Origin of the sequence: Flagellimonas nanhaiensis, from assembly GCF_003382275.1 — a bacterium.
Classification (GTDB): domain Bacteria; phylum Bacteroidota; class Bacteroidia; order Flavobacteriales; family Flavobacteriaceae; genus Flagellimonas; species Flagellimonas nanhaiensis.
The window spans coordinates 24,825-43,771 of record NZ_QTJX01000002.1; the positions used below are offsets into that span (position 1 = coordinate 24,825).

The 18,947-nt window shown below is 41.3% G+C and carries 21 protein-coding genes; 11 read left to right on the plus strand and 10 right to left on the minus strand.

The annotated features are described in order from the left end of the window. Positions 1–38: 38 nt before the first annotated feature. Entirely contained in the window at positions 39–1,103 is a 1,065-nt protein-coding gene (locus DX873_RS07595; RefSeq protein ID WP_116183869.1) for an adenylate/guanylate cyclase domain-containing protein, read from the plus strand. Here the strand turns inward: DX873_RS07595 and DX873_RS07600 are convergent. After that, positions 1,093–1,950 carry a helix-turn-helix domain-containing protein gene (locus DX873_RS07600; RefSeq protein ID WP_116183870.1) on the minus strand — a complete coding sequence of 286 codons (858 nt, stop codon included), beginning with the start codon at positions 1,948–1,950 and terminating at the stop codon, positions 1,093–1,095. The genes DX873_RS07595 and DX873_RS07600 overlap by 11 nt on opposite strands. Positions 1,951–2,139: 189 nt before the next feature. Further along, positions 2,140–3,048, minus strand: coding sequence for a DUF6607 family protein (locus DX873_RS07605; RefSeq protein ID WP_116183871.1), 909 nt, complete (start codon positions 3,046–3,048; stop codon positions 2,140–2,142). A 93-nt stretch (positions 3,049–3,141) separates the two neighbouring features. Between DX873_RS07605 and DX873_RS07610 the strand changes: the two genes are divergently transcribed. The 3 genes from DX873_RS07610 to DX873_RS07620 are packed head-to-tail and all read left to right on the plus strand — an operon-like array spanning position 3,142 to position 6,344. Then, on the plus strand, positions 3,142–5,247 hold the full coding sequence (locus tag DX873_RS07610; RefSeq protein WP_116183872.1) for a TonB-dependent receptor plug domain-containing protein: 2,106 nt from the start codon (positions 3,142–3,144) through the stop codon (positions 5,245–5,247). Between the two features lie 12 nt (positions 5,248–5,259). Then, positions 5,260–5,898: an HmuY family protein gene (locus DX873_RS07615; protein ID WP_116183873.1), complete on the plus strand. Its 639-nt coding sequence runs from the start codon at positions 5,260–5,262 to the stop codon at positions 5,896–5,898. Then, the gene (locus DX873_RS07620) at positions 5,895–6,344 is read left to right on the plus strand and encodes a DoxX family membrane protein (RefSeq protein ID WP_116183874.1); all 450 of its coding nucleotides are present in this window, start codon (positions 5,895–5,897) and stop codon (positions 6,342–6,344) included. Before DX873_RS07615 ends, DX873_RS07620 begins: the two co-directional genes overlap by 4 nt. 74 nt (positions 6,345–6,418) lie before the next feature. Here the strand turns inward: DX873_RS07620 and DX873_RS07625 are convergent, their stop codons facing one another. After that, complete coding sequence (locus tag DX873_RS07625; protein WP_116183875.1) at positions 6,419–7,381, minus strand: alpha/beta fold hydrolase; 963 nt, start codon at positions 7,379–7,381, stop codon at positions 6,419–6,421. 73 nt (positions 7,382–7,454) lie between these two features. Next, positions 7,455–8,018, minus strand: a complete 564-nt coding sequence (locus DX873_RS07630) for a TetR/AcrR family transcriptional regulator (RefSeq protein ID WP_116183876.1) — start codon at positions 8,016–8,018, stop codon at positions 7,455–7,457. A gap of 224 nt (positions 8,019–8,242) precedes the next feature. Here DX873_RS07630 and DX873_RS07635 point away from each other — a divergent pair, with 224 nt between their 5' ends. The 3 genes from DX873_RS07635 to DX873_RS07645 all read left to right on the plus strand — a co-directional run bounded on the left by DX873_RS07635 (position 8,243) and on the right by DX873_RS07645 (position 10,909). Beyond that, on the plus strand, positions 8,243–9,412 hold the full coding sequence (locus DX873_RS07635; protein WP_116184827.1) for an MFS transporter: 1,170 nt from the start codon (positions 8,243–8,245) through the stop codon (positions 9,410–9,412). Positions 9,413–9,614: 202 nt separating this feature from the next. Further along, a complete protein-coding gene (locus DX873_RS07640) occupies positions 9,615–10,466 on the plus strand; it encodes a hypothetical protein (RefSeq protein WP_116183877.1) in 852 nt (283 codons plus the stop codon). Further along, entirely contained in the window at positions 10,463–10,909 is a 447-nt protein-coding gene (locus tag DX873_RS07645) for a hypothetical protein (RefSeq protein ID WP_116183878.1), read from the plus strand. Before DX873_RS07640 ends, DX873_RS07645 begins: the two co-directional genes overlap by 4 nt. Positions 10,910–11,040: 131 nt before the next feature. Here the strand turns inward: DX873_RS07645 and hemL are convergent, their stop codons facing one another. The 4 genes from hemL to DX873_RS07665 are packed head-to-tail and all read right to left on the minus strand — an operon-like array spanning position 11,041 to position 14,434. Beyond that, positions 11,041–12,318 (minus strand): glutamate-1-semialdehyde 2,1-aminomutase, encoded by a 1,278-nt coding sequence (gene hemL / locus DX873_RS07650; protein WP_116183879.1) that lies wholly within the window; start codon positions 12,316–12,318, stop codon positions 11,041–11,043. A gap of 24 nt (positions 12,319–12,342) precedes the next feature. Next, entirely contained in the window at positions 12,343–13,194 is an 852-nt protein-coding gene (locus DX873_RS07655) for a glucosaminidase domain-containing protein (RefSeq protein ID WP_116183880.1), read from the minus strand. Beyond that, a complete protein-coding gene (locus DX873_RS07660; RefSeq protein ID WP_116183881.1) occupies positions 13,191–14,096 on the minus strand; it encodes a 1-aminocyclopropane-1-carboxylate deaminase/D-cysteine desulfhydrase in 906 nt (301 codons plus the stop codon). Before DX873_RS07660 ends, DX873_RS07655 begins: the two co-directional genes overlap by 4 nt. 8 nt (positions 14,097–14,104) lie before the next feature. Next, entirely contained in the window at positions 14,105–14,434 is a 330-nt protein-coding gene (locus DX873_RS07665) for a hypothetical protein (RefSeq protein ID WP_116183882.1), read from the minus strand. A 175-nt stretch (positions 14,435–14,609) separates the two neighbouring features. Between DX873_RS07665 and DX873_RS18860 the strand changes: the two genes are divergently transcribed. After that, the gene (locus DX873_RS18860; protein ID WP_181899502.1) at positions 14,610–14,771 is read left to right on the plus strand and encodes a DUF5522 domain-containing protein; all 162 of its coding nucleotides are present in this window, start codon (positions 14,610–14,612) and stop codon (positions 14,769–14,771) included. A gap of 60 nt (positions 14,772–14,831) precedes the next feature. Further along, the gene (locus DX873_RS07670) at positions 14,832–15,407 is read left to right on the plus strand and encodes a DUF4136 domain-containing protein (protein WP_116183883.1); all 576 of its coding nucleotides are present in this window, start codon (positions 14,832–14,834) and stop codon (positions 15,405–15,407) included. A gap of 35 nt (positions 15,408–15,442) precedes the next feature. Here DX873_RS07670 and DX873_RS07675 read toward each other — a convergent pair whose 3' ends face one another. Next, positions 15,443–15,910 (minus strand): Lrp/AsnC family transcriptional regulator, encoded by a 468-nt coding sequence (locus DX873_RS07675; protein WP_116184828.1) that lies wholly within the window; start codon positions 15,908–15,910, stop codon positions 15,443–15,445. 142 nt (positions 15,911–16,052) lie between these two features. Between DX873_RS07675 and DX873_RS07680 the strand changes: the two genes are divergently transcribed. Then, positions 16,053–16,517 carry a DUF3291 domain-containing protein gene (locus tag DX873_RS07680; RefSeq protein WP_116183884.1) on the plus strand — a complete coding sequence of 155 codons (465 nt, stop codon included), beginning with the start codon at positions 16,053–16,055 and terminating at the stop codon, positions 16,515–16,517. Between the two features lie 10 nt (positions 16,518–16,527). Beyond that, complete coding sequence (locus DX873_RS07685) at positions 16,528–18,297, plus strand: aromatic amino acid hydroxylase (protein ID WP_116184829.1); 1,770 nt, start codon at positions 16,528–16,530, stop codon at positions 18,295–18,297. On the opposite strand, the gene DX873_RS07690 is transcribed toward DX873_RS07685, so the two are convergent. Next, a complete protein-coding gene (locus DX873_RS07690) occupies positions 18,290–18,937 on the minus strand; it encodes a response regulator (protein ID WP_116183885.1) in 648 nt (215 codons plus the stop codon). The genes DX873_RS07685 and DX873_RS07690 overlap by 8 nt on opposite strands. Positions 18,938–18,947: the final 10 nt, after the last annotated feature.

Sequence of the window (18,947 nt, forward strand, 5' to 3'; positions counted from 1 at the left end):
GGAGAAAGATTTGTTCGAAAAGGATAACTTTGATAATCATGAAAATATCAATCATCAACAAGCGTAGGTGGCGCATTTTAAGATTCTACATTGTCGGTTGGACCTTGGCATGTATTTTTTTAAGTATAGTAAGAGGGGTCGGAACTGAAGAATTGGGCAATCTGCAGTTCGAACTTAGAACCAGCATGGTCATATCCATTACCCTTGGTCCCGTTTTGGGTTTGATTTCTGGTCTGGCCCAAATACTTGCCGAAGAGCGTATTTATAAATTCATCTCCATTCACAAGCTTTTGATGATTCGGTTTGTGTACCTCATTGTTTTTTTGATCCTAATGGTTCTTTCTGCCTATGGTATCTATGAATTGTTTTTCGGTACAAATGTGAGTATTGTAGATTTTGCTTTTGATGAAGGAAGCGGAGCGGTATACTTTTATATGCTTTCGGTAGATTTCTTTCTGACTATTGCACGACAAATAAACCTTATGCTTGGAGAAGGTAATCTACGGAAGTTGTTGATAGGAAGATTCTATACCCCAAGGGAAGAGGAACGAATTTTTATGTTTTTGGACCTAAAATCCTCTACCCCTCTTGCTGAAAGATTAGGGCATGTGGAATACAGCAAATTGATACAAGATTGCTTCAATGATTTGGGCATTGCCATTACCAATGATGCTGAAATCTATCAATACGTAGGTGATGAAGCCGTCTTGACCTGGAAAATGGAAGACGGACTAAGAAACCAAAACTGTCTGACCACCTTTTACCAATTCAAAAAACATTTGGAGGACAAAAAAAGCTACTACGAAAACAAATACGGTTGTCAACCAACCTTTAAGGCCGGTATTCATGCGGGTATTGTAACCGTTACCGAAGTGGGAAAGTATAAAAAGGAAATTGCCTATCATGGGGACACCATCAACACAGCTGCACGAATTCAAGGGCAATGTAATACCCTCGAGAGCGAGCTGTTGCTGTCTGAATTTCTTAAGGCTAAGATGGAGACCGATAAATTCAAGTTCACTACCAAGGGCAGTGTTCCCTTAAAGGGAAAAAAAGGAAAAGTTAGTATCTGTGCCGTACACCAGGATGATATCAGCTCCTAATCTCGCTAGGTCTGAAGCCATATTTTTTTGCAAAGGCGTTGGAGAAAGAACTAAGGCTGTCGTAGCCAACATGCCATGCCGCTTCTTGTACCGTGGCTTCTTTATTTCGAAGTAACTCATGAGCTCTTATCATTCGCTCATTCTGAAGATATTTGAATACCGGGACCCCGAAAAGCTCCTTAAAGTTCTTTTTAAGCTTAAAACTATTTAGCCCTATTTGTTTGGAAAGCTCTGAAAGCGATGGTGGATCCTCCAAGTTGTTGGACAAGATTTCCTTGGCCTGGAACAGCTTTTCCCGTTCTGATTGTTTAACTGGCTGTTTTTCCGCAGCGGCCAGCTGACCAAAAAAATGGGAAAGCAATGCGGTAATCTGACTTCTAAAGAACATCATCTTGGTCTTTCCTTCGTAGGTGTTGTGAAAGATTTGTTTAACGATGGACTGCATTTCCGGAGTCATGTAAAATTTTGGCCCCTGTACATAATGATCAGATGGATTGACCAGTTGGTCCAACATCTGCGAAAACAGCTCGCCCTCCTCATTGGGCATTTTAATGAGATTTGAAGGAGAAGTCGCAATCAAAATACACTCCAATGGCTTATCGGCAGAAACAGTATGCACAAATTCCACCTCGCCATCTGCGTAAAAGGATAGCGCCAAACCTTTGCTGTGCTCATAACTTTTCTGTTGATCCTTATACTTCACAGTTAAATCTACATTACCGGAACCGTAGAATGCCACCGCTATCACCGGTTCTTCAAAAGCACAAGTGTCAATGGTTATCTTATCAGAACTGGCTTCTTCCACCAGAACTATAAAATCATTAATATCCAACAGTTCCCGAATCATTCAACTTATGATTACACAATTAAAAATACATATTTTGAAAAGATTCCTTCATCGATTCTTTTGACCTCTAGGTTCCTCCTTAAGTTTATTCCTTAAAGAATACTATTTTACTGTCGGAAGGGCCCTTCATTAAAATTGAAAACAAAAAACCACCCATTAATGGTGGTTTTTTATATTCTAAAATCATGTTTATTTTGAAATGAAGCTTTCAATAACCCGATCAATGTTCGCTTCATTTTTTTCAAAATCCTTGTCGAACAAATGCGTATAAAGGGGTTTGTCATCCACTTTGGCATTCAGCTTTAAATCTTGTTTGCGCATAAATACCCTGTCCCACTTGGCTCTGACTTTGGCCCAATCCGCACCGTTGGAACTCCACCAATCTTGAGCAGCTTTACATCGCTCATTGGCCACTCGTTTATAGTTATTTAAGCCCTTTTCCTCAGCTAGAACAACATCTTCTTGACCTATTTTGCGAACAACTTTTTTGTTGTCCTGATCATGAATCCAACCGTCTTGAGTGATAGCGTGTCTGTTGTTCCTCATTGTCACATTGTAATCGCTTCGTTTGGTGTATTCCCTTCTTGGCAAAGGCGCAGAAGTATTATTTTCCCAAAAGCTTCTGCCGTCTACATGTACCCAAGTAGCAGAACCTTCGTAACGGGGACTATCATCCACTTGAAACACTTTTTGGGTCCATTGTCCCCGTACATGACTCTTTGGAAGAGATATATAGCTCCATTCATTGTCGGCCTTATACGTATAAAGCTCCGTATTTTCATAAAGCCAGTCTTGCCTCCAATGTTTTATTACATGTGGGGCATCCGGTTTTCCAACAATCAATAAATGTTGTAAAACCAGTTTGTTTTGGTCATCGGTTACCAATTGAACCCATTCGAGTCCCTTGTCGTGTTTGACTTTTGATGGAGTATAGGTTTCGTCATCTGAGTACTCAAAGGTCTCCGCAAAATTAAACTCAACTTCATAACAGCCACACATCTGTTTAATGGCCTCCCTATCCTGTTCCATTTTGTTTTGGGCGCTTACAAATAGGGTAAACATGATACTTAAAGAAGAAAAAAATGCAAGTCTTTTCATTGTAAAGTTTTAAGGTTAAAGTGAAAAAAATAATTATTATTCTTATTTAGATTGAATTAAAATAAATATATATTTGCTGCAAATCTAATTAGAATGAGTCTAAATAAAAATAACTTTCTTGTTTATTTTTCACTTCTTTCTTGCACTGCATTTTGGTCCCAGGAAGGCTCAAAATTGAAAAAGGACTCCATTCTTACTGAGAATCTTGATGAAGTGGTCGTCACCGCTACACGAACTATAAGACAGCTTTCTTCCCTCCCCCTACCGGTTACATTGATTCCAAAAAAACAGCTTCAAGAAAGCGGCGTGACCCGTTTGAATGAAATCTTGAACGAGCAAACAGGTATCATCATGACCCCAGATGCCACGATAGGTGGTGGTGAAGGTGTTCAAATTCAAGGTATAGCCTCAGATTATGTATTGGTATTGATCGATGGCGTTCCTGTGGTAGGGCGCAGCTCTGGAAACCTTGACCTAAGTCGTTTTGCCATAGGCAACATTCAACAAATAGAGGTGGTGAAGGGTCCTTCATCAAGTCTTTTTGGTTCAGAAGCCTTGGGTGGAGTCATCAATATAATTACGGAAAAACCTAAATCCGAACAGGTTCATGGGCAGATTTCGCATAGAGTTGCAAGTTTCAATAATCAAAACACTGCCTTTAGTCTAAATCAAAAAAAGAAGAAAATTGGATATTCCCTTTTCGCCGATCGATTGAGCACAGATGGCTACGATTTGGCGCCGGACCTAGCGGGCCAAACTATAAATCCATCATTCAACTACACCTTTAATGGACGTTTGTTTTACGAAGTAGCCCCAAAACTCAACATCTTTGGTTCTGGCCGATATTTTCTTCAAGAATTTGATGTTTCCCCTAACGTCAGCGAAGAAAATGACCTTAACCTACAGGTAAGAATCGACCACAATCCAACAGAAAAAACCAATCTGCATTATGAACTCTATTTTACCAAATACACTACAACCGAACAGTCTCTGGATCCAATAACCAATGAATCCCTATTTGAAAACGACTTTGATCAAACCTTGTTGAGGCCAGAAATTCGGTTTAATCACGCATTTACCACAAGCAGTACGCTGACCCTGGGTGCGGGGTATAATTTTGAACATTTGGAACGGTCGCTGTTCGCAGGAGAGGTTTCCTTTGAATCCCAATATGCCTTTGCCCAGTACGATTTCAAACCTATTGAAGCACTCAATATTATTGCCGGAGGTCGGTTTGATCATCACAGCGAATACAATTCGCAGTTCAGTCCCAAAATCTCAGCACGATATCAATTGTCAAAAAACCTGGCATTGAAAGGTTCAGTGGGTACCGGGTTCAAAGCTCCCGACTTTAGGCAACTCTATCTTGATTTTACAAACGTTTCCGGCGGAGGTTATTCCGTATTCGGGAAGGAAGTTGAGTCTGCAGGAATCCAACGTCTTTTAGAAAATGGTGAAATCGCAAATCTCCAGGTCGACGTAGCAGATTTGGGAGCAAATCTAAAGGCCGAAAGTTCGATTGGATACAATGTAGGGGCTACATTCAACAAAGGAAAACTATCCTCTGAAATCAATTTGTTCCGAAATGACTTTAAAAACCTGATAGACACGCGAATTCTTGCTTCCAAAACCAACGGGCAAAACGTTTTTGGTTATCTCAATAGAGAAAAAGTATATACCCAGGGACTTGAATTGGAAGTTAGGTACAAAGCTGTCGAAAACCTTAAGCTCTCTACAGGGTATCAATTACTATATGCTTTCGATAAAAACCGGAAAAATGCCATAGCGAACGGTGAGGTGTTTGCTAGAAATCCCCAAACTTTGGAGACCGTTAGGTTGACCAATTCGGATTACTTCGGACTGGAAAATCGCTCTCGACATACATTCAACTTTAAAGCTTTCTATGAGATTCCAGAATGGAATGCCAATGCAAATATCAGGGTCACCTACCGTAGTCGTTTTGGACTTACGGACCGCAATGGCAATGACGTTTTGGATGAGTTTGATGACTCCTTTGTAAAAGGCTACGCCTTGGTCAATCTTGCTTTTGGTAAAACTTTCTTTGAACATTACCGCCTTCAGGCGGGCGCCAACAATCTTCTGAATTTTAAAGGAAGTAACCCCCTGGCCACACAGGATAGTGAGCTGCTCATCAACCCAGGAATACAATTATTTATGCGTTTAAACTTTCAATTTTAATTTTTACATCAAATGAAAACCACTTTAAAACTTTCAACTTTATTACTACTTTTTACAATTCTGTCCAGTTGCAGCGATGATGATTCGGATGCGCCCCAACCCGACCCGGTACAAAGCAATACGGCTACCAATGTTCCCGCGCCACAAACAGGGGGACAGGGTGAGCCTGTTGGGGGGCCTTTTACCAAATTTAGCTTCGCCACGGGTACTGTCACAGATAGCGAGACCGATTGGGATATAGCCTTTAGGGGGACCACCATTGCCCTTAACGGAGGAACAGCTACGGGAACTGCTGACGAACCCTCCCGAAACGGCAATGCAGCGGCCTATATTCAGAATGGCACCTTTTCCGATGTGACCTCTGCCGATGGGTTGACGTTTACCCAAGATGCCGATGCAGCTTTTGCCATTCCAACAGGGAGTGACAGTGGTTGGTACAATTATAATCCCGCCACCTTTACCGTAACCCCAATTCCTGGAAGAATTCTGGTGTTCCGCACCCACGATGGAAAATATGCCAAAATGGAAATTCTGAGTTATTATAGGGATGCTCCAGCCGAACCCGACCCATTTATGGACGAGTCGCGGGTGTATACCTTCAAATACTTGTACAATCCCAACCAAGGGGACACCAATCTATCCGAACTATGAAACCAACGAACATTATACTCATCATTATTCGGCTGATTCTCGGCGGAATGATGGTCTACGGAGGCATTCAGAAATTCCAAAAACCCATTCCAACCCCGGTTGAAGTGGTGGAAAAGGCTGAAAAATTTACATCGCCTGAAAAAGAAAGTACCCTTCAAAAGATATTGTACATCAGTGGCGCCAAGCAAACCGGGTATTTTTGGCAGTTGCTGGGTATCTGTGAACTGTTGTTTGGTCTGTTGGTATTGCCACAAGGAACCAGTTTTATTGGTGCGGTGTTCTTACTGCCCATTACCTTGCATATCTTTTTGTTCCATTTGTTTTTGGAAAGCGATGAACTAGGTGAGTTGCTTCAGACCTTTGGTCTTTTTATCATCAATATTGTGCTGATACTAAAGGAAAAAAGTAAATGGCAGCACCTGCTATGGATTAACCCTTCTCATTAGGGTATGTTTAGTTTTGAATGGAAAACGGGGCAAATTGCCCCGTTTCCTTTTCAACAAACATCAATCACACATCATTATTGGATGTTGTTCTTTTTTAGAAATTTGGAAATATAATCTGCAATCTCATCTCCTTTTTCCTCCAGGGCGAAGTGACCTGTATTCAACAAATGCATCTCTACATTCTTAAGGTCCCTTTTATAAGGGTGCGCTCCTGAAGGAGGAAAAATATAGTCGTTCTTACCCCATACGATCAAGGTGGGCACTTGGTATTCCCTGAAGAGTTTTTGCCATCCCGGATAGTGGTCCACATTGGTTCGGTAATCGTAGAACAGTGCTAGTTGAATCTCATTGTTTTCAGGACGCGTTAAGTGTTGCAGGTCATGGTTCCAATTGTCTGGACTCACCTTGGTACTATCCTGGACACCATGGAGATATTGCCATTTAAGGCCGCCAATCTGGTGAAAACCTTCCAAGGGTTTCCTGTTCGCTTCCGAATTATCGGCCCAAAGTTTACGCAAAGGATTCCAGAAATCTGTCAATCCCTCCGTATAGGCATTCCCGTTCTGCACAATAAAAGCTTCTACTCTTTCCGGGTGTTTTTCAAAGATGCGATAGCCCACAGGAGCACCATAGTCCATCAAATAGAGGCTGTAGCGGTCCACCTTGAGCTGCACCAATAATTGCTCAATGATTTCGCCAAAATTGTCGAAGCTATATTCAAATTCAGCCATAGGGGGTTGAGAACTGCGCCCATATCCAGGATAGTCAGGAGCAATCAAATGGTAGTCCTGGGATAAATCCTGCATCAGGTTTCGGAACATATGCGAAGAAGTGGGATAACCGTGCAACAGCAACAGGGTTGGAGCGTCTTTGGGTCCCGCTTCGCGGTAAAAAATGTCAAGACCGTCCACCTTTACGGTATGAAAGGTAGTGGGATAATCTTTCTGGGCTACGGAACGTTTGTTTTGTCCGTTTAAGGTCGCGACGCCTACAAGCGCCAAGGCAAAAAGTGTTACAATTGTTTTTCTAGTTTTCATTGTTTCTGATTTAAAAGGTTTTTGTTTAATTTATAATTACCGAACGTTCGGTAAATTTATGGCTTAAAATTTTTTAGGTGTTAATATATCGTTCTTTAATAGTTTTTAAGGTGTTCTTAAAAGGTTCCGTGGTATCCATAGCCTTGGACAGCACCAAGCTTCCCTGTACTTCAATAAAGGCTTGTTTGGCCAAAGCCTCCGCTTTTGCGTCGTCAAATTTCTGGGCTTTGCCCAGGGCTACAAAGGCAGCTAGCCATTGGTTGATTCCCTGTTCTATTTTCTCCCCAAACAGTGCCATTCCGGTGTCCATGGATAATGAACGGTACAGGCAAACTTCTTTGCCCCCATTGTACACCGCACTTAAATTGTTCAAGGCCTCATCCAAGCGTTGCGCGGGATGTTTCCCTGTATCTGTGAGTACTGCATAGATCTGACCATGAACCCAACCTTCCATATAGTCCAGCACTGCATCCGTCATTTCTTTTTTCCCTCCTGGAAAGCGATGGTAGAGACTCGCCTTTTTCAGACCCGTAGCTTCGGCCAATTCGTTTAGGCTGGCCCCATCATATCCTTTGGCACGAAACACGGACATCAATCCGTTCAACATTTCCTGATCTGATACTTTTGCGATTCTCATGAGGCAAATGTAGTAACAAATTTTATTTTACCAAACGTTCGGTAAAAATTTAACATGCTTTAACAGCTGTCATTTAAAACCTCCCTAAGGGAGTATGACAAATCTTTGTAAACTCCATATCATCATTTCGTACTAACCATATGGAGGCGAGCAATCCCACTATTTTAGATTCCCCGGTACTGTCGCTCCCTCGAAATGACTATTTTTCAATTTCAAAAAAGTTGATGAAACCACCCAAACATATTCTTTTAACCATTGTTATCGCACAATTTTTCTGTACATCACTTTGGTTTGCCGGAAACGGCGTGCTTGCCAGCCTAGTTGAAGACCTCAACATAAATCAAAGCTTGGGAAATATCACCGCAGCAGTTCAATTTGGGTTTATCATAGGCACCTTGCTCTTTGCCATGTTGACTATAACCGACCGTTTTTCACCTTCGAAAGTGTTTTTATGGTGTGCCCTTTTGGGAGCCCTTTGTAACTTTGTCCTTGTATGGCAAACGGTTGGATGGACCATCCTCGCATCCCGTTTTGCAACGGGATTCTTTTTAGCAGGAATTTATCCTGTCGGCATGAAAATAGCTTCTGATTATTTTGATAAAGGTTTGGGGAAGTCTTTAGGTTATTTGGTTGGGGCGTTAGTGGTGGGTACGGCCTTGCCCCATTTTTTAAAATGGCTTACAGCGCTATTTCCATGGCAATATGTTATCTACACTACTTCAGCTCTTGCCTCCATAGGAGGCTTCTTGATGGTTATGATGGTACCAGATGGACCCTTTCGAAAGTCAACCCAACACTTGGATCTTACAGCCTGTTTTTCCATTTTTAAGAAGAAGGATTTTAGGGCAGCTGCTTTTGGATATTTTGGGCATATGTGGGAATTGTACACCTTTTGGGCCTTTGTTCCTGTATTACTCAGCATTTATATGGAATGGCATGGAATCGCCTTATTTCGAATTTCATTTTGGTCATTTTGGATTATTGCAATAGGAGGTTTAGCCTGTGTATTGGGCGGGTACATTTCGCAACGCTATGGCGTAAAATATACCGCTGCCACTGCCCTGACCTTATCGGGGATTTGTTGCCTGCTATCTCCACTTGCACTGTTATTTGCATCGCCCGCCATTTTTTTGCTATTCCTCTTATTTTGGGGCATGGTTGTTATTGCCGACTCCCCTCTATTTTCAACCTTAGTGGCCCAAAGTGCTCCCCCGGATGTAAAAGGTACCGCCCTAACGATTGTTAACTGCATTGGCTTTGCCATAACCATAGTCAGTCTTCAGGTGATATCTGCTTTGCAAGACCTTATTGCGCCGCACTTATTGTTTTTGATATTGGCTTTGGGGCCTCTTTTTGGGTTGTTGGGACTTTTTAGAAATCGTATGAAGTTATAATATCAGATTTCTCGGCTGCGTCGCTCCCTCGAAATGACAAAAACAACCAAAATTGCGGAAAAACCCTAGTTTTTTTGAGGGTTTTGTGTAATGACAGGTTTCTAGATTATGGTAATTTTCAAGAGCATTTCCCTCATCTTATTAATAATCAATTGTTCACATCACTTTTGACGATGTCCCAACCGTAATTTATTTAAACCACATGGATAAAATATTAACATTTCACATTTTCAGATACCATTTAAACCCTATAACCAATAAATCACAGCAAATAGAACTTTTCCCCAAAGTGATTAAAAGCCCTGAAGAAATCAAGGAAAAGAAAAATGAGTTTTTTGGTGAAGTCTTAGAAGACTTGAATTACTATAAAGACGACCGAAACCCGTTGAAACTAGAACATTTTGAAAACAACTTCTATCTTATAAAACTTGCCCAAAGAAAATCAGCTAGAATCGTTCAAGATTTTGAGGATTTTAATGTAACCAACGAACCTTTTGTTTACATAATCATTAACAATAATCCCTCAGTTCAGAAAATTGCAATCAGTGATAACACAGAAGCATTTACTAAACCAAAAGTAGTAAAGAACATCTTGTTTAAACTTCTTAACTATAACTTATTGAATTATGGTCTTGAAGTTAGTATCGAAGAATTATTTAAAAAAGAAACTTTCTGGAATTTTGTGCAGGAGCATAGGCATAATATAAAATTAATCGATTTCAAGTATATTAGACCAAATCTTGCAAATATCTCTAAATCTCTTCCAGAAGACTTTAGAAACTTTACTGATAATGTGAATAGTAAGGAAAGTCATATTGTAGTCAAAGCTCCTCAAAATGGAGTTCTTGAAAATATCGATAAATCAAATCCTGCAATAAATGGACTTGTCGAATATACCTCTGAAGGGGCTGGTGATATTAAACTTCAAGTAAAAGGCATTAAAAAAAGATATTCTACAAAAGAAAATCCGGTGACGGTTAAAATTAGCGAAGCTAAAATAGAAGGGCCAGCAGAACAAGTAATAAAAGTATATCAATCACTAATTTCTGAATGAGGTTAGCAAAAAACATATCGTTTTATATCATTTTGGCTTTTGTTGTATGCCTGATATCTAGATATCTGGAATCTGATTTTCTCTTTGAATACTTGATTGAAAATATCATTGGTCTTCTATTGACTTTGTTGGCAATAAATACGGCTACTTTGGGATTAATAGCTTCCAAAATTCAAGATGTTCTAGAAAAGCATCCAACAATGAGTTTCAAAAATACCATTAGCGAAATGAAATTCTCCTTAACGGAGCAAGTTGTTCTGATAACTGTTAGTGTTGTATCTCTAGTATTGTCCGACAGTGAGATAATAAATTTTGAGCATAAGCAATTTGCGTTAAACACTGTTTTAGTAAGCGTACTAATTTATTCAGTCAGTATATTATGGGATACAGGAAAAGCAGTATTCGTAATTCTTGATTTGATTGAAAAGCAAAACAAAAAATAAATACAACTATTTTACTTATCTCAGATATGAAAGAGCTTATAGATGGCTATGGAGATTAAACTAGCCTATTGAGTAGCTACCCTCATTCTACCCTCCAGAATTTTTTGAGGGTTTTAAAATGAAACTCTCTGCTAAAAAAAAGTTCTCACCGCCTCAACCGTCTTATCCAAATCTTCGTAGCTCAACGCATCATTTAAAAAGTAGCTTTCAAAAGCAGAAGGTGGCAAATACACCCCTTGCTCCAGCATGCCATGGAAATACCTTTTAAAGGTATCGTTATTGCCCTTGGCCGAAGAAGCAAAATCCACCACAGGCTCTTCCGTAAAATGAACAGAAATCATACTTCCGTAGCGGTTAATCTGGTGGGCCACACCTTTTTCGGTGAGTACTTCAGCAATGCCTTTATGCAAATGCTCCGTTTTTTGAGCCAAACTGGTAAACACTTCGGGTTTGTTGTTCAGTTCGGTGAGCATGGCCAATCCTGCGCTCATGGCCAGAGGGTTTCCACTTAGGGTTCCTGCTTGGTACACTGGCCCTTCAGGGGCCAAATGCGACATGATTTCGGCCTTGGCGGCAAATGCTCCTACCGGCAGTCCGCCCCCAATGACTTTTCCAAACATCACCATATCGGCATCCACACCCAAAGCTTCTTGTGCACCACCCTTGCCCAATCGGAAACCGGTCATCACCTCATCAAAAAGCAATAAAATACCTTCTTCCGTGCACAGTTTGCGTAGGCCATGAATAAATTCATCGGTGGGGATAATGCAGCCCATGTTCCCCGCTACAGGTTCCAAAATAATAGCAGCAATTTCACCTTTGTTGGCTTCGGTAAGTGCTTTTACGCTTTCCAAATCGTTATAGGTGGCCAACAGGGTATCCTTGGCCGTGCCTTGGGTAACACCCGGACTGTTCGGACTTCCAAAAGTAACGGCCCCACTCCCCGCTTGTATCAAAAAAGCATCAGAATGACCATGGTAACAACCTGCAAACTTGATAATCTTGTCCTTTCCAGTATAACCACGCGCTAATCGGACCGCACTCATACAGGCTTCAGTACCACTGTTCACAAATCGAATCTTATCAATATTCGGCACCATGGAAACGGCTAATTGGGCCAATTCGGTCTCAATTTCGGTGGGCATTCCAAAGGAAGTACCCTTTTTGGCGCGCTCAATTACAGCATTGATCACGGGTTCATACGCATGACCCAAAATCAGCGGCCCCCATGAGGCAATGTAATCAATAAGCTGGTTGCCGTCCTCATCATAGAGGTAAGCACCTTTGGCCTCTTTCACAAAAATTGGGTCGCCCCCTACTGCCTTGAATGCCCTAACCGGCGAGTTTACCCCTCCGGGAATGTACTTTTTGGCCTCCGCAAAGAGGGCGCTGCTTCGTTGGTAAATCATTATGGATTTGGTGTTCTCTTGTTATTATTTGGTTTTTTCTTTTCGGATATTGAGCACCTGCCCAATGGAAATGGTATTGCTGTTCAGGTTGTTCAGTCGCTTGAGTTCATCCACCGAAATGGTATACTTTTTTGATATGGCGTAAAGCGTATCGCCCTTTTCGACCACATGGGTGAATACTTCGTATTCTTTGGGTTGCCGTACCGTATCCAAACCACCACGCACCACCGCTTCGTCATATTGGTCCAGATCATAACGCTCAATCAAGGCAATAAGTTTTTGAGGGTATTTACGATCGGTGGCATAACCTGCCTGTCGAAGTCCATAGGCCCATTTTTTATAGTCGTCCCTTCGATAATTGAACAAAAAACTATAGCGTGAACGGGTAGACAAGAAAATACTATGGTCCCGGAACGAATACATGGGGTGATTGTACTTTCTAAAACATTCTCCCTTGGCGTCATCATCATGAAAATCATATTCCCCGTCCCAGCCGGTATGGCATTTTATTCCGAAGTGATTGTTGGTCTTTCGGGTAAGCTCTCCCCTGCCCGAACCGCTTTCTAAAATTCCCTGTGCTAAGGTAATACTGGCCGGAATGCCAAAGGCACGCATTTCGTATTGGGCCATTTCGGCAAAGGTTTCAATATATTCCTGGGTATCGGCTATGGGAAATCGCACAAATCTCCCTGGGTTCTCTGGAAGGGGGTACAATTCCGATTCCTTGGGGCCATCTTTTGGTAAATTGGCGTTGGGATTACGTGGAGTTCGGGATTCCACAACAGGTCTACGTTCTTTGCTAACCGTTCTTTTTTTGGACTTACAGCCCGTGACCAATAACACCACTAACATTACGTATCCCAATCGTCTAATCATACCTCCAATAACGGTAAATTCTTCTTTTTCAGTACAAGGTTCATGCCTTTTATACCTTGCAGCCCTCCGGTATGGATGGTCAAGACTTGGATTCCTTGTTGAAAAACATTCCTCTTTATCAAATCAAAAATACCAAAAAGCATCTTTCCCGTGTATATGGGGTCCAAAGGAATTCCTGTATCTTTTTTAAAGGTATTTATGAAATCCACCAATTCTTGATTCACCTTCCCATATCCCCCAAAATGATAGTCCAATTGGAGTTCCCAACGGGTGTTTCGGGCAAATTTACGGATATCTTCATGGAGAAAATCACCCTTCAAGGCAGGAAATCCGTAAACTTTTTGATGAGACTTTGCAGAATTGATCAATCCGGCCAAAGTACCTCCGGTGCCCACACAGCTGCAAATCAAATCGAAATCGGCATCCTCATCAGTTAAAATTTCTTCACAACCTTTTACGGCCAACGAATTGGTTCCCCCTTCGGGCAATAAGTAAAATTCTCCAAAGGTGTTTTGCAATTGTTGATGAAAGGATGGTGTTGCTTTATCGCGATAAGCGCTTCGGGACACAAAATGAAATTGCATTCCATGTTGATGCGCTAATTGCAGCGTAGGGTTTTCATGCCAACGGTCTTCCAGTTCCTCTCCCCGAATCACCCCTATGGTCCTGAAGCCCTGCTCGTGTCCTGCACAGGCGACTGCGGCAATGTGGTTGGAAAAGGCACCACCAAAGGTGAGCAACGTATTATGACCTTGGTTTTTGGCTTCAATTAAATTGTATTTGAGCTTACGGTACTTGTTCCCGGAAATCAAAGGATGAATGGTATCTTCCCTTTTGATGTAAAGGGTCACCTCCTTTTCCCGAAGCACAGGAAGGTCCACTTTTTGGTTTGGAATGTCCAAAGTCTAAGTTATCGCGTCAAATAGTTGAAAAAAGCGAAGCTTTTACGCTTGGAAAGATACTCCATATCCTTTTCATTGGCATAGGCCTCACGTTCAAAACTTATGTTTTGGTAAGCCCGGTAGCTATCCAAGTAAAGCACAGTGCGCAGCAACCATTCGGATATGTAGAGTATATAAAAGGGTAGAATCAGCAATTCCCGCTGCTGCTTTAAGTGGATGCGCTCATGGTTGATGAGTACCGTATCATCCTTAAGGGAATCTTCCTTTAAAATGATGAACGGCCATAGGGACAAGCCTACGTAATTGCGATAAAAAAAGTGTTTAAAAACTAAAATCACTTGAAATCTATCAAAGTATTCCTACAAATATAACTTTTCAAGTTCCAGAAAATTGGATTGAATCGACCATGTTTTTAACAATTTCGTTGAACGGCCACTTTCGGAATCGAATCGCACACAAGTCATATTTATGGGAATAGTTTAATTTTATATGGCGAAAACAGTGATTATACGCATGAAGGAACGGATTCCTCTGGAGGAGGGTGATTTTTATCTTTCGGAAGAGGGATATCGGGTATTTACCGAACAATACCTGTTGAAAAGGGGATATTGTTGCGAAAGCGGTTGCAGACATTGTCCTTATGGATATGACCCAAAAACCAATACACAAAACTGAATATTCGGCATAATATTTGTGATGGTTTTATGGTAATCTCAAAGAATTCAAAAAAGTACTATGAAAAATTTAAAACTATTCACCCTGGCGGCTCTTGCAGTTACCTTTTTGGCCTCCTGCAGCTCTGTACGGGTAATTTCAGACTACGACAAACAAGCTGACTTCAACGCCTATAAAAGTTATGCCTTTTACAAAACAGGCATAGATAAGGCGCAAATATCGGACTTGGATAAAAAACGAATTTTACGGGCTATTGATTCCGAATTAAGCTCCCGTGGTATGGTAAAATCTGAACAACCCGACGTGCTCATCAGCATTTTTACCAAGGAACGTGAACGCGTAGATGTGTACAACAACAACTTTGGTTGGGGCTGGGGTTATGGTGGTTTTTACAATCCCTGGGTCTGGGGTCCTGGTTGGGGCTGGGGCTGGGGAAGCAATGTTAGCACCCGCACCGAAGGCTCTCTTTATATTGATGTAATCGATGCCAAAAACAAGGAACTGGTATGGCAAGGGCGAGGTGTTGGAACTCTGAACAATACCAGCAACGTAGAGAAAAAAGAGGAGCGAATCCGGGAATTTGTGAATCAAATCTTGGAAAGATATCCTCCAGGTCACGAGTTAGCCTCCAATTAAAATATTGAAAGCCGCCCTTTGGGCGGTTTTTTATTTTATAACAACGGAAATCCAATCTCATTTTTGACCTCCTTGAGCACAAAGGCACTTTTTACAGCACCAATGTTGGGCAGTGACGCTATCTTCTGCTTTGCAAAATCATAGTATGCATCCAGGTTTTTGACAATTACTTTGAGTAGAAAATCAAATTCGCCCCCCACAACAAAACATTCCACCACTTCTGGAAATTCTTTTACCTGGGCCAAAAAATCATCCATCAGCTCCCCTTTTTGGGCTTCTAGGGATACAAAACCAAAAACCGTGATGCTCCGTTCTACCTGCTCCTTATTAATGACGGCGGCATAATGTTTAATGAATCCTTCTTGTTCTAAACGCCTGATTCGTTCATAGACAGGGGTCTTGGTCATGTTCAGTTGTTCTGCAATGGATTTGGCCACCGTTTTAGCATCCTTTTCTAATATTCTTAGAATCTTTCGGTCAATTGCATCCAAACGTTCCTGCATGATTTCCTTTTTGTATAATGATTTATTCTTCAATTTAGCACTTATTCCTTTATAATATCAAAATAATAGTATTTTTTCCTGATAATTCTCCAATAGTAGTCCATTTGAAATCATATTTCTAATTTTATGGAAATTTGTTTGAATGAAATTTTATCTGGCACAGGCCAATATTGCACGTTTCAAAGCCAATTTGGACAATCCCATCATGAAGGAATTTGTGGATTTCCTAGAACCGGTCAATAAGTTGGCCGAAGAAAGTCCAGGCTTTGTATGGAGGCTTAAAGATGAACAGGGTAGATCGGCATCTTATATTGAATCTCCTTTTGGAGATGAAATGATGGCCGTGAACATTTCTGTTTGGGAAAACCTGGAAGTATTGCAGGACTTCGTTTATGGTACGGTGCACAGTTATTTTCTCAGGAACAAAAAAAGGTGGTTCGACTTAAAAGGTCCTTCTCAGTTTGTAATGTGGTGGATTCCGGAAGGTGAAATTCCCTCATTGGAAATGGCCAAGAAAAAATTGGAGCTATTGGAAACCAACGGGTCTTCGCCCGAAGCTTTTTCCATAAAGGAAATGTACAATGAACAAGGGAACAAAATCGAATAAATCAAAGATCATGGCAAAATCCAAATACGAAAGCAATCCTATTTTGGACAAGCTTCCAAAACATTTAAAACAATACATCAAACCTCAGAATTACGAGGAATATTCTGCTATTGATCAAGCTGTATGGCGGTACGTGATGCGAAAAAATGTAGATTATCTAAGTCAGGTGGCACACAAATCCTACGTAGACGGCCTCAAAAAAACCGGGATTTCCATAGATCATATTCCAAATATGTACGGTATGAACCGTATTCTAAAAGAAATAGGCTGGGCCGCCGTTGCAGTGGATGGTTTTATCCCTCCTTCGGCATTTATGGAGTTTCAGGCCTATAATGTTCTTGTGATTGCTTCGGACATACGACAACTTGAAAACATTGAATATACACCAGCACCAGATATCATCCATGAAGGGGCCGGGCACGCCCCGATTATCGCCAATCCAGAATATGCGGAGTATTTAAGACGATTTGGGGAAATTGGCAGCAAAGCCATTTCAAGTGCCAAGGATTATGAACTTTATGATGCGGTAAGACATCTCTCCATTATTAAAGAGGCACATGGCACCCCTCAGGAGGAAATTGACGAAGCTGAAAAAAAGATTGAGGAACTACAGAACAATATGGGAAAGCCCAGTGAGATGGCCTTGATCAGAAACCTGCACTGGTGGACGGTGGAATATGGTCTGATTGACACGGTGGAAAACCCAAAAATATACGGAGCTGGACTTCTTTCTTCTATTGGAGAAAGCACATGGTGTATGACCGATGAAGTCAAAAAGATTCCATATTCCATTGAAGCGGCCCATACCGGATTTGATATTACCAAGCCACAACCACAGTTGTTCGTGACACCGGATTTTGCCTTTTTAAGTCAGGTATTGGAAGATTTTGCAAACACCATGGCCCTACGTACAGGCGGGCTTTCAGGTGTTAAGAAATTGATTGAATCCAAAGCATTGGGCACCATTGAATTGAGTACCGGAATCCAGATTTCAGGAAAATTTCGTGATGTTATTGAGCACAACGGACAACCCATCTATTTTAGAACAGATGGTCCAACCGCACTGGCCTATCGGGAGAAAGAGTTGGTCGGCCATGGCACGCTATCCCATAAAGAAGGTTTTGGGACGCCCATTGGCAAACTCAAGGGCATCAATTTGGCCATTGAAGATATGGGACCACGCGATCTTAGGGCCTATAATATTTACGAGGGTGAACGAATAACGCTGGAATTTGAGGGCGGAGTAAAGGTTGAGGGTAAAATTGTGACCGGAACCCGGAACCTTATGGGAAAAATTATACTCATCACCTTCGAGGATTGTAGGGTCACGTATGATGGAACCATTCTATTTTTACCTGAATGGGGGCATTATCATATGGCCGTAGGCCAAGAAGTAGTATCCGCTTATAATGGTCCGGCAGATTTGGACAGTTTCAATTTGATTTCGCACAAGCTTTCGGAAACAACCATTAAAAGAGCCGCAAACCCTGAAAGGGAGAAACTGGAGGAATACTATCAGAGAGTCCGTGATTACCGCGAAGGCATCAATACTTTTATATCGCGAAGCAAACTTTTTGACGAGATAAAAAATGAATTTCCAGAGGATTGGTTATTGCCCGTGGAACTTTACGAATTGGCCGCAAAAGGTCAAAGGAAAGAACTCGCGCAAGACATCAAGTCCCATCTAGAGGAAATCAAAAAATCAAGACCGGATATAGGACATCTTATTGATGATGGCTTGATGTTGGTTGATCAAAACTACTCGGGAGTTCTTAAATAAGCCTATCACGCTTAGCTTTTTGAACAGCTTCCAGTTTGTTGTGCACCTGAAGCTTTTTATAAATGTTCTCGATGTGTTTTCTCACCGTCGCAGGTGATATGAACAGATTTTCCGCGATTTGCACATAGCTTATTCCCGTTGCCAATTGCTCAAGGACCTGTACTTCACGTAAAGACAATGTAACATCCGATTTTTCCTTTTTGAGTTCAACTTCTGGGTTCCGTAAAAGATTCAATGTTTTTTTGGCAATGGATGGATTCATGGCCGCTCCTCCACCAAAGGTCTCCAAAATACCATTATACAGGCGAGTGGGGTCAATTTCCTTTAGCAAATACCCGTCCGCACCTGCTTGAATGGCCTTAAATATGCTTTCATCATCATCAAAAACGGTCAACATGATAATTTTTATGTGAGGGTATTTTTGTTTTACCTTCTCCGTGACTTCTATGCCATTCATATTGGGCATTTCAATATCCATTAGGATAAGATGTATGGCAGTGTCCTTTTTTAGTTTTTCCAAAAGTTCCTCTCCACTATTGGCCGAATATTTTATTTGAATGCTTGGAAAAAAGGACAATTTTTCCTGAATTGTGCGAATCAAGAAAACATTATCATCCACTAAAACCACATTGATTTTCATGCCTTGTTCT

What these genes read in the sequence shown, in the direction of transcription:
- DX873_RS07615 (WP_116183873.1), top strand. Translation starts at nt 5,260, where the DNA reads ATGAAAACCACTTTAAAACTTTCAACTTTATTACTACTTTTTACAATT.
- DX873_RS07680 (WP_116183884.1), top strand. Translation starts at nt 16,053, where the DNA reads ATGAAATTTTATCTGGCACAGGCCAATATTGCACGTTTCAAAGCCAAT.
- DX873_RS07655 (WP_116183880.1), bottom strand. Translation starts at nt 13,194, where the DNA reads ATGATTAGACGATTGGGATACGTAATGTTAGTGGTGTTATTGGTCACG.
- hemL (WP_116183879.1), bottom strand. Translation starts at nt 12,318, where the DNA reads ATGATTTACCAACGAAGCAGCGCCCTCTTTGCGGAGGCCAAAAAGTAC.
- DX873_RS07675 (WP_116184828.1), bottom strand. Translation starts at nt 15,910, where the DNA reads ATGCAGGAACGTTTGGATGCAATTGACCGAAAGATTCTAAGAATATTA.
- DX873_RS07625 (WP_116183875.1), bottom strand. Translation starts at nt 7,381, where the DNA reads ATGAAAACTAGAAAAACAATTGTAACACTTTTTGCCTTGGCGCTTGTA.
- DX873_RS07595 (WP_116183869.1), top strand. Translation starts at nt 39, where the DNA reads ATGAAAATATCAATCATCAACAAGCGTAGGTGGCGCATTTTAAGATTC.
- DX873_RS07640 (WP_116183877.1), top strand. Translation starts at nt 9,615, where the DNA reads ATGGATAAAATATTAACATTTCACATTTTCAGATACCATTTAAACCCT.
- DX873_RS07600 (WP_116183870.1), bottom strand. Translation starts at nt 1,950, where the DNA reads ATGATTCGGGAACTGTTGGATATTAATGATTTTATAGTTCTGGTGGAA.
- DX873_RS07690 (WP_116183885.1), bottom strand. Translation starts at nt 18,937, where the DNA reads ATGAAAATCAATGTGGTTTTAGTGGATGATAATGTTTTCTTGATTCGC.
- DX873_RS18860 (WP_181899502.1), top strand. Translation starts at nt 14,610, where the DNA reads ATGAAGGAACGGATTCCTCTGGAGGAGGGTGATTTTTATCTTTCGGAA.
- DX873_RS07620 (WP_116183874.1), top strand. Translation starts at nt 5,895, where the DNA reads ATGAAACCAACGAACATTATACTCATCATTATTCGGCTGATTCTCGGC.
- DX873_RS07605 (WP_116183871.1), bottom strand. Translation starts at nt 3,048, where the DNA reads ATGAAAAGACTTGCATTTTTTTCTTCTTTAAGTATCATGTTTACCCTA.
- DX873_RS07685 (WP_116184829.1), top strand. Translation starts at nt 16,528, where the DNA reads ATGGCAAAATCCAAATACGAAAGCAATCCTATTTTGGACAAGCTTCCA.
- DX873_RS07610 (WP_116183872.1), top strand. Translation starts at nt 3,142, where the DNA reads ATGAGTCTAAATAAAAATAACTTTCTTGTTTATTTTTCACTTCTTTCT.
- DX873_RS07630 (WP_116183876.1), bottom strand. Translation starts at nt 8,018, where the DNA reads ATGAGAATCGCAAAAGTATCAGATCAGGAAATGTTGAACGGATTGATG.
- DX873_RS07635 (WP_116184827.1), top strand. Translation starts at nt 8,243, where the DNA reads ATGAAACCACCCAAACATATTCTTTTAACCATTGTTATCGCACAATTT.
- DX873_RS07645 (WP_116183878.1), top strand. Translation starts at nt 10,463, where the DNA reads ATGAGGTTAGCAAAAAACATATCGTTTTATATCATTTTGGCTTTTGTT.
- DX873_RS07670 (WP_116183883.1), top strand. Translation starts at nt 14,832, where the DNA reads ATGAAAAATTTAAAACTATTCACCCTGGCGGCTCTTGCAGTTACCTTT.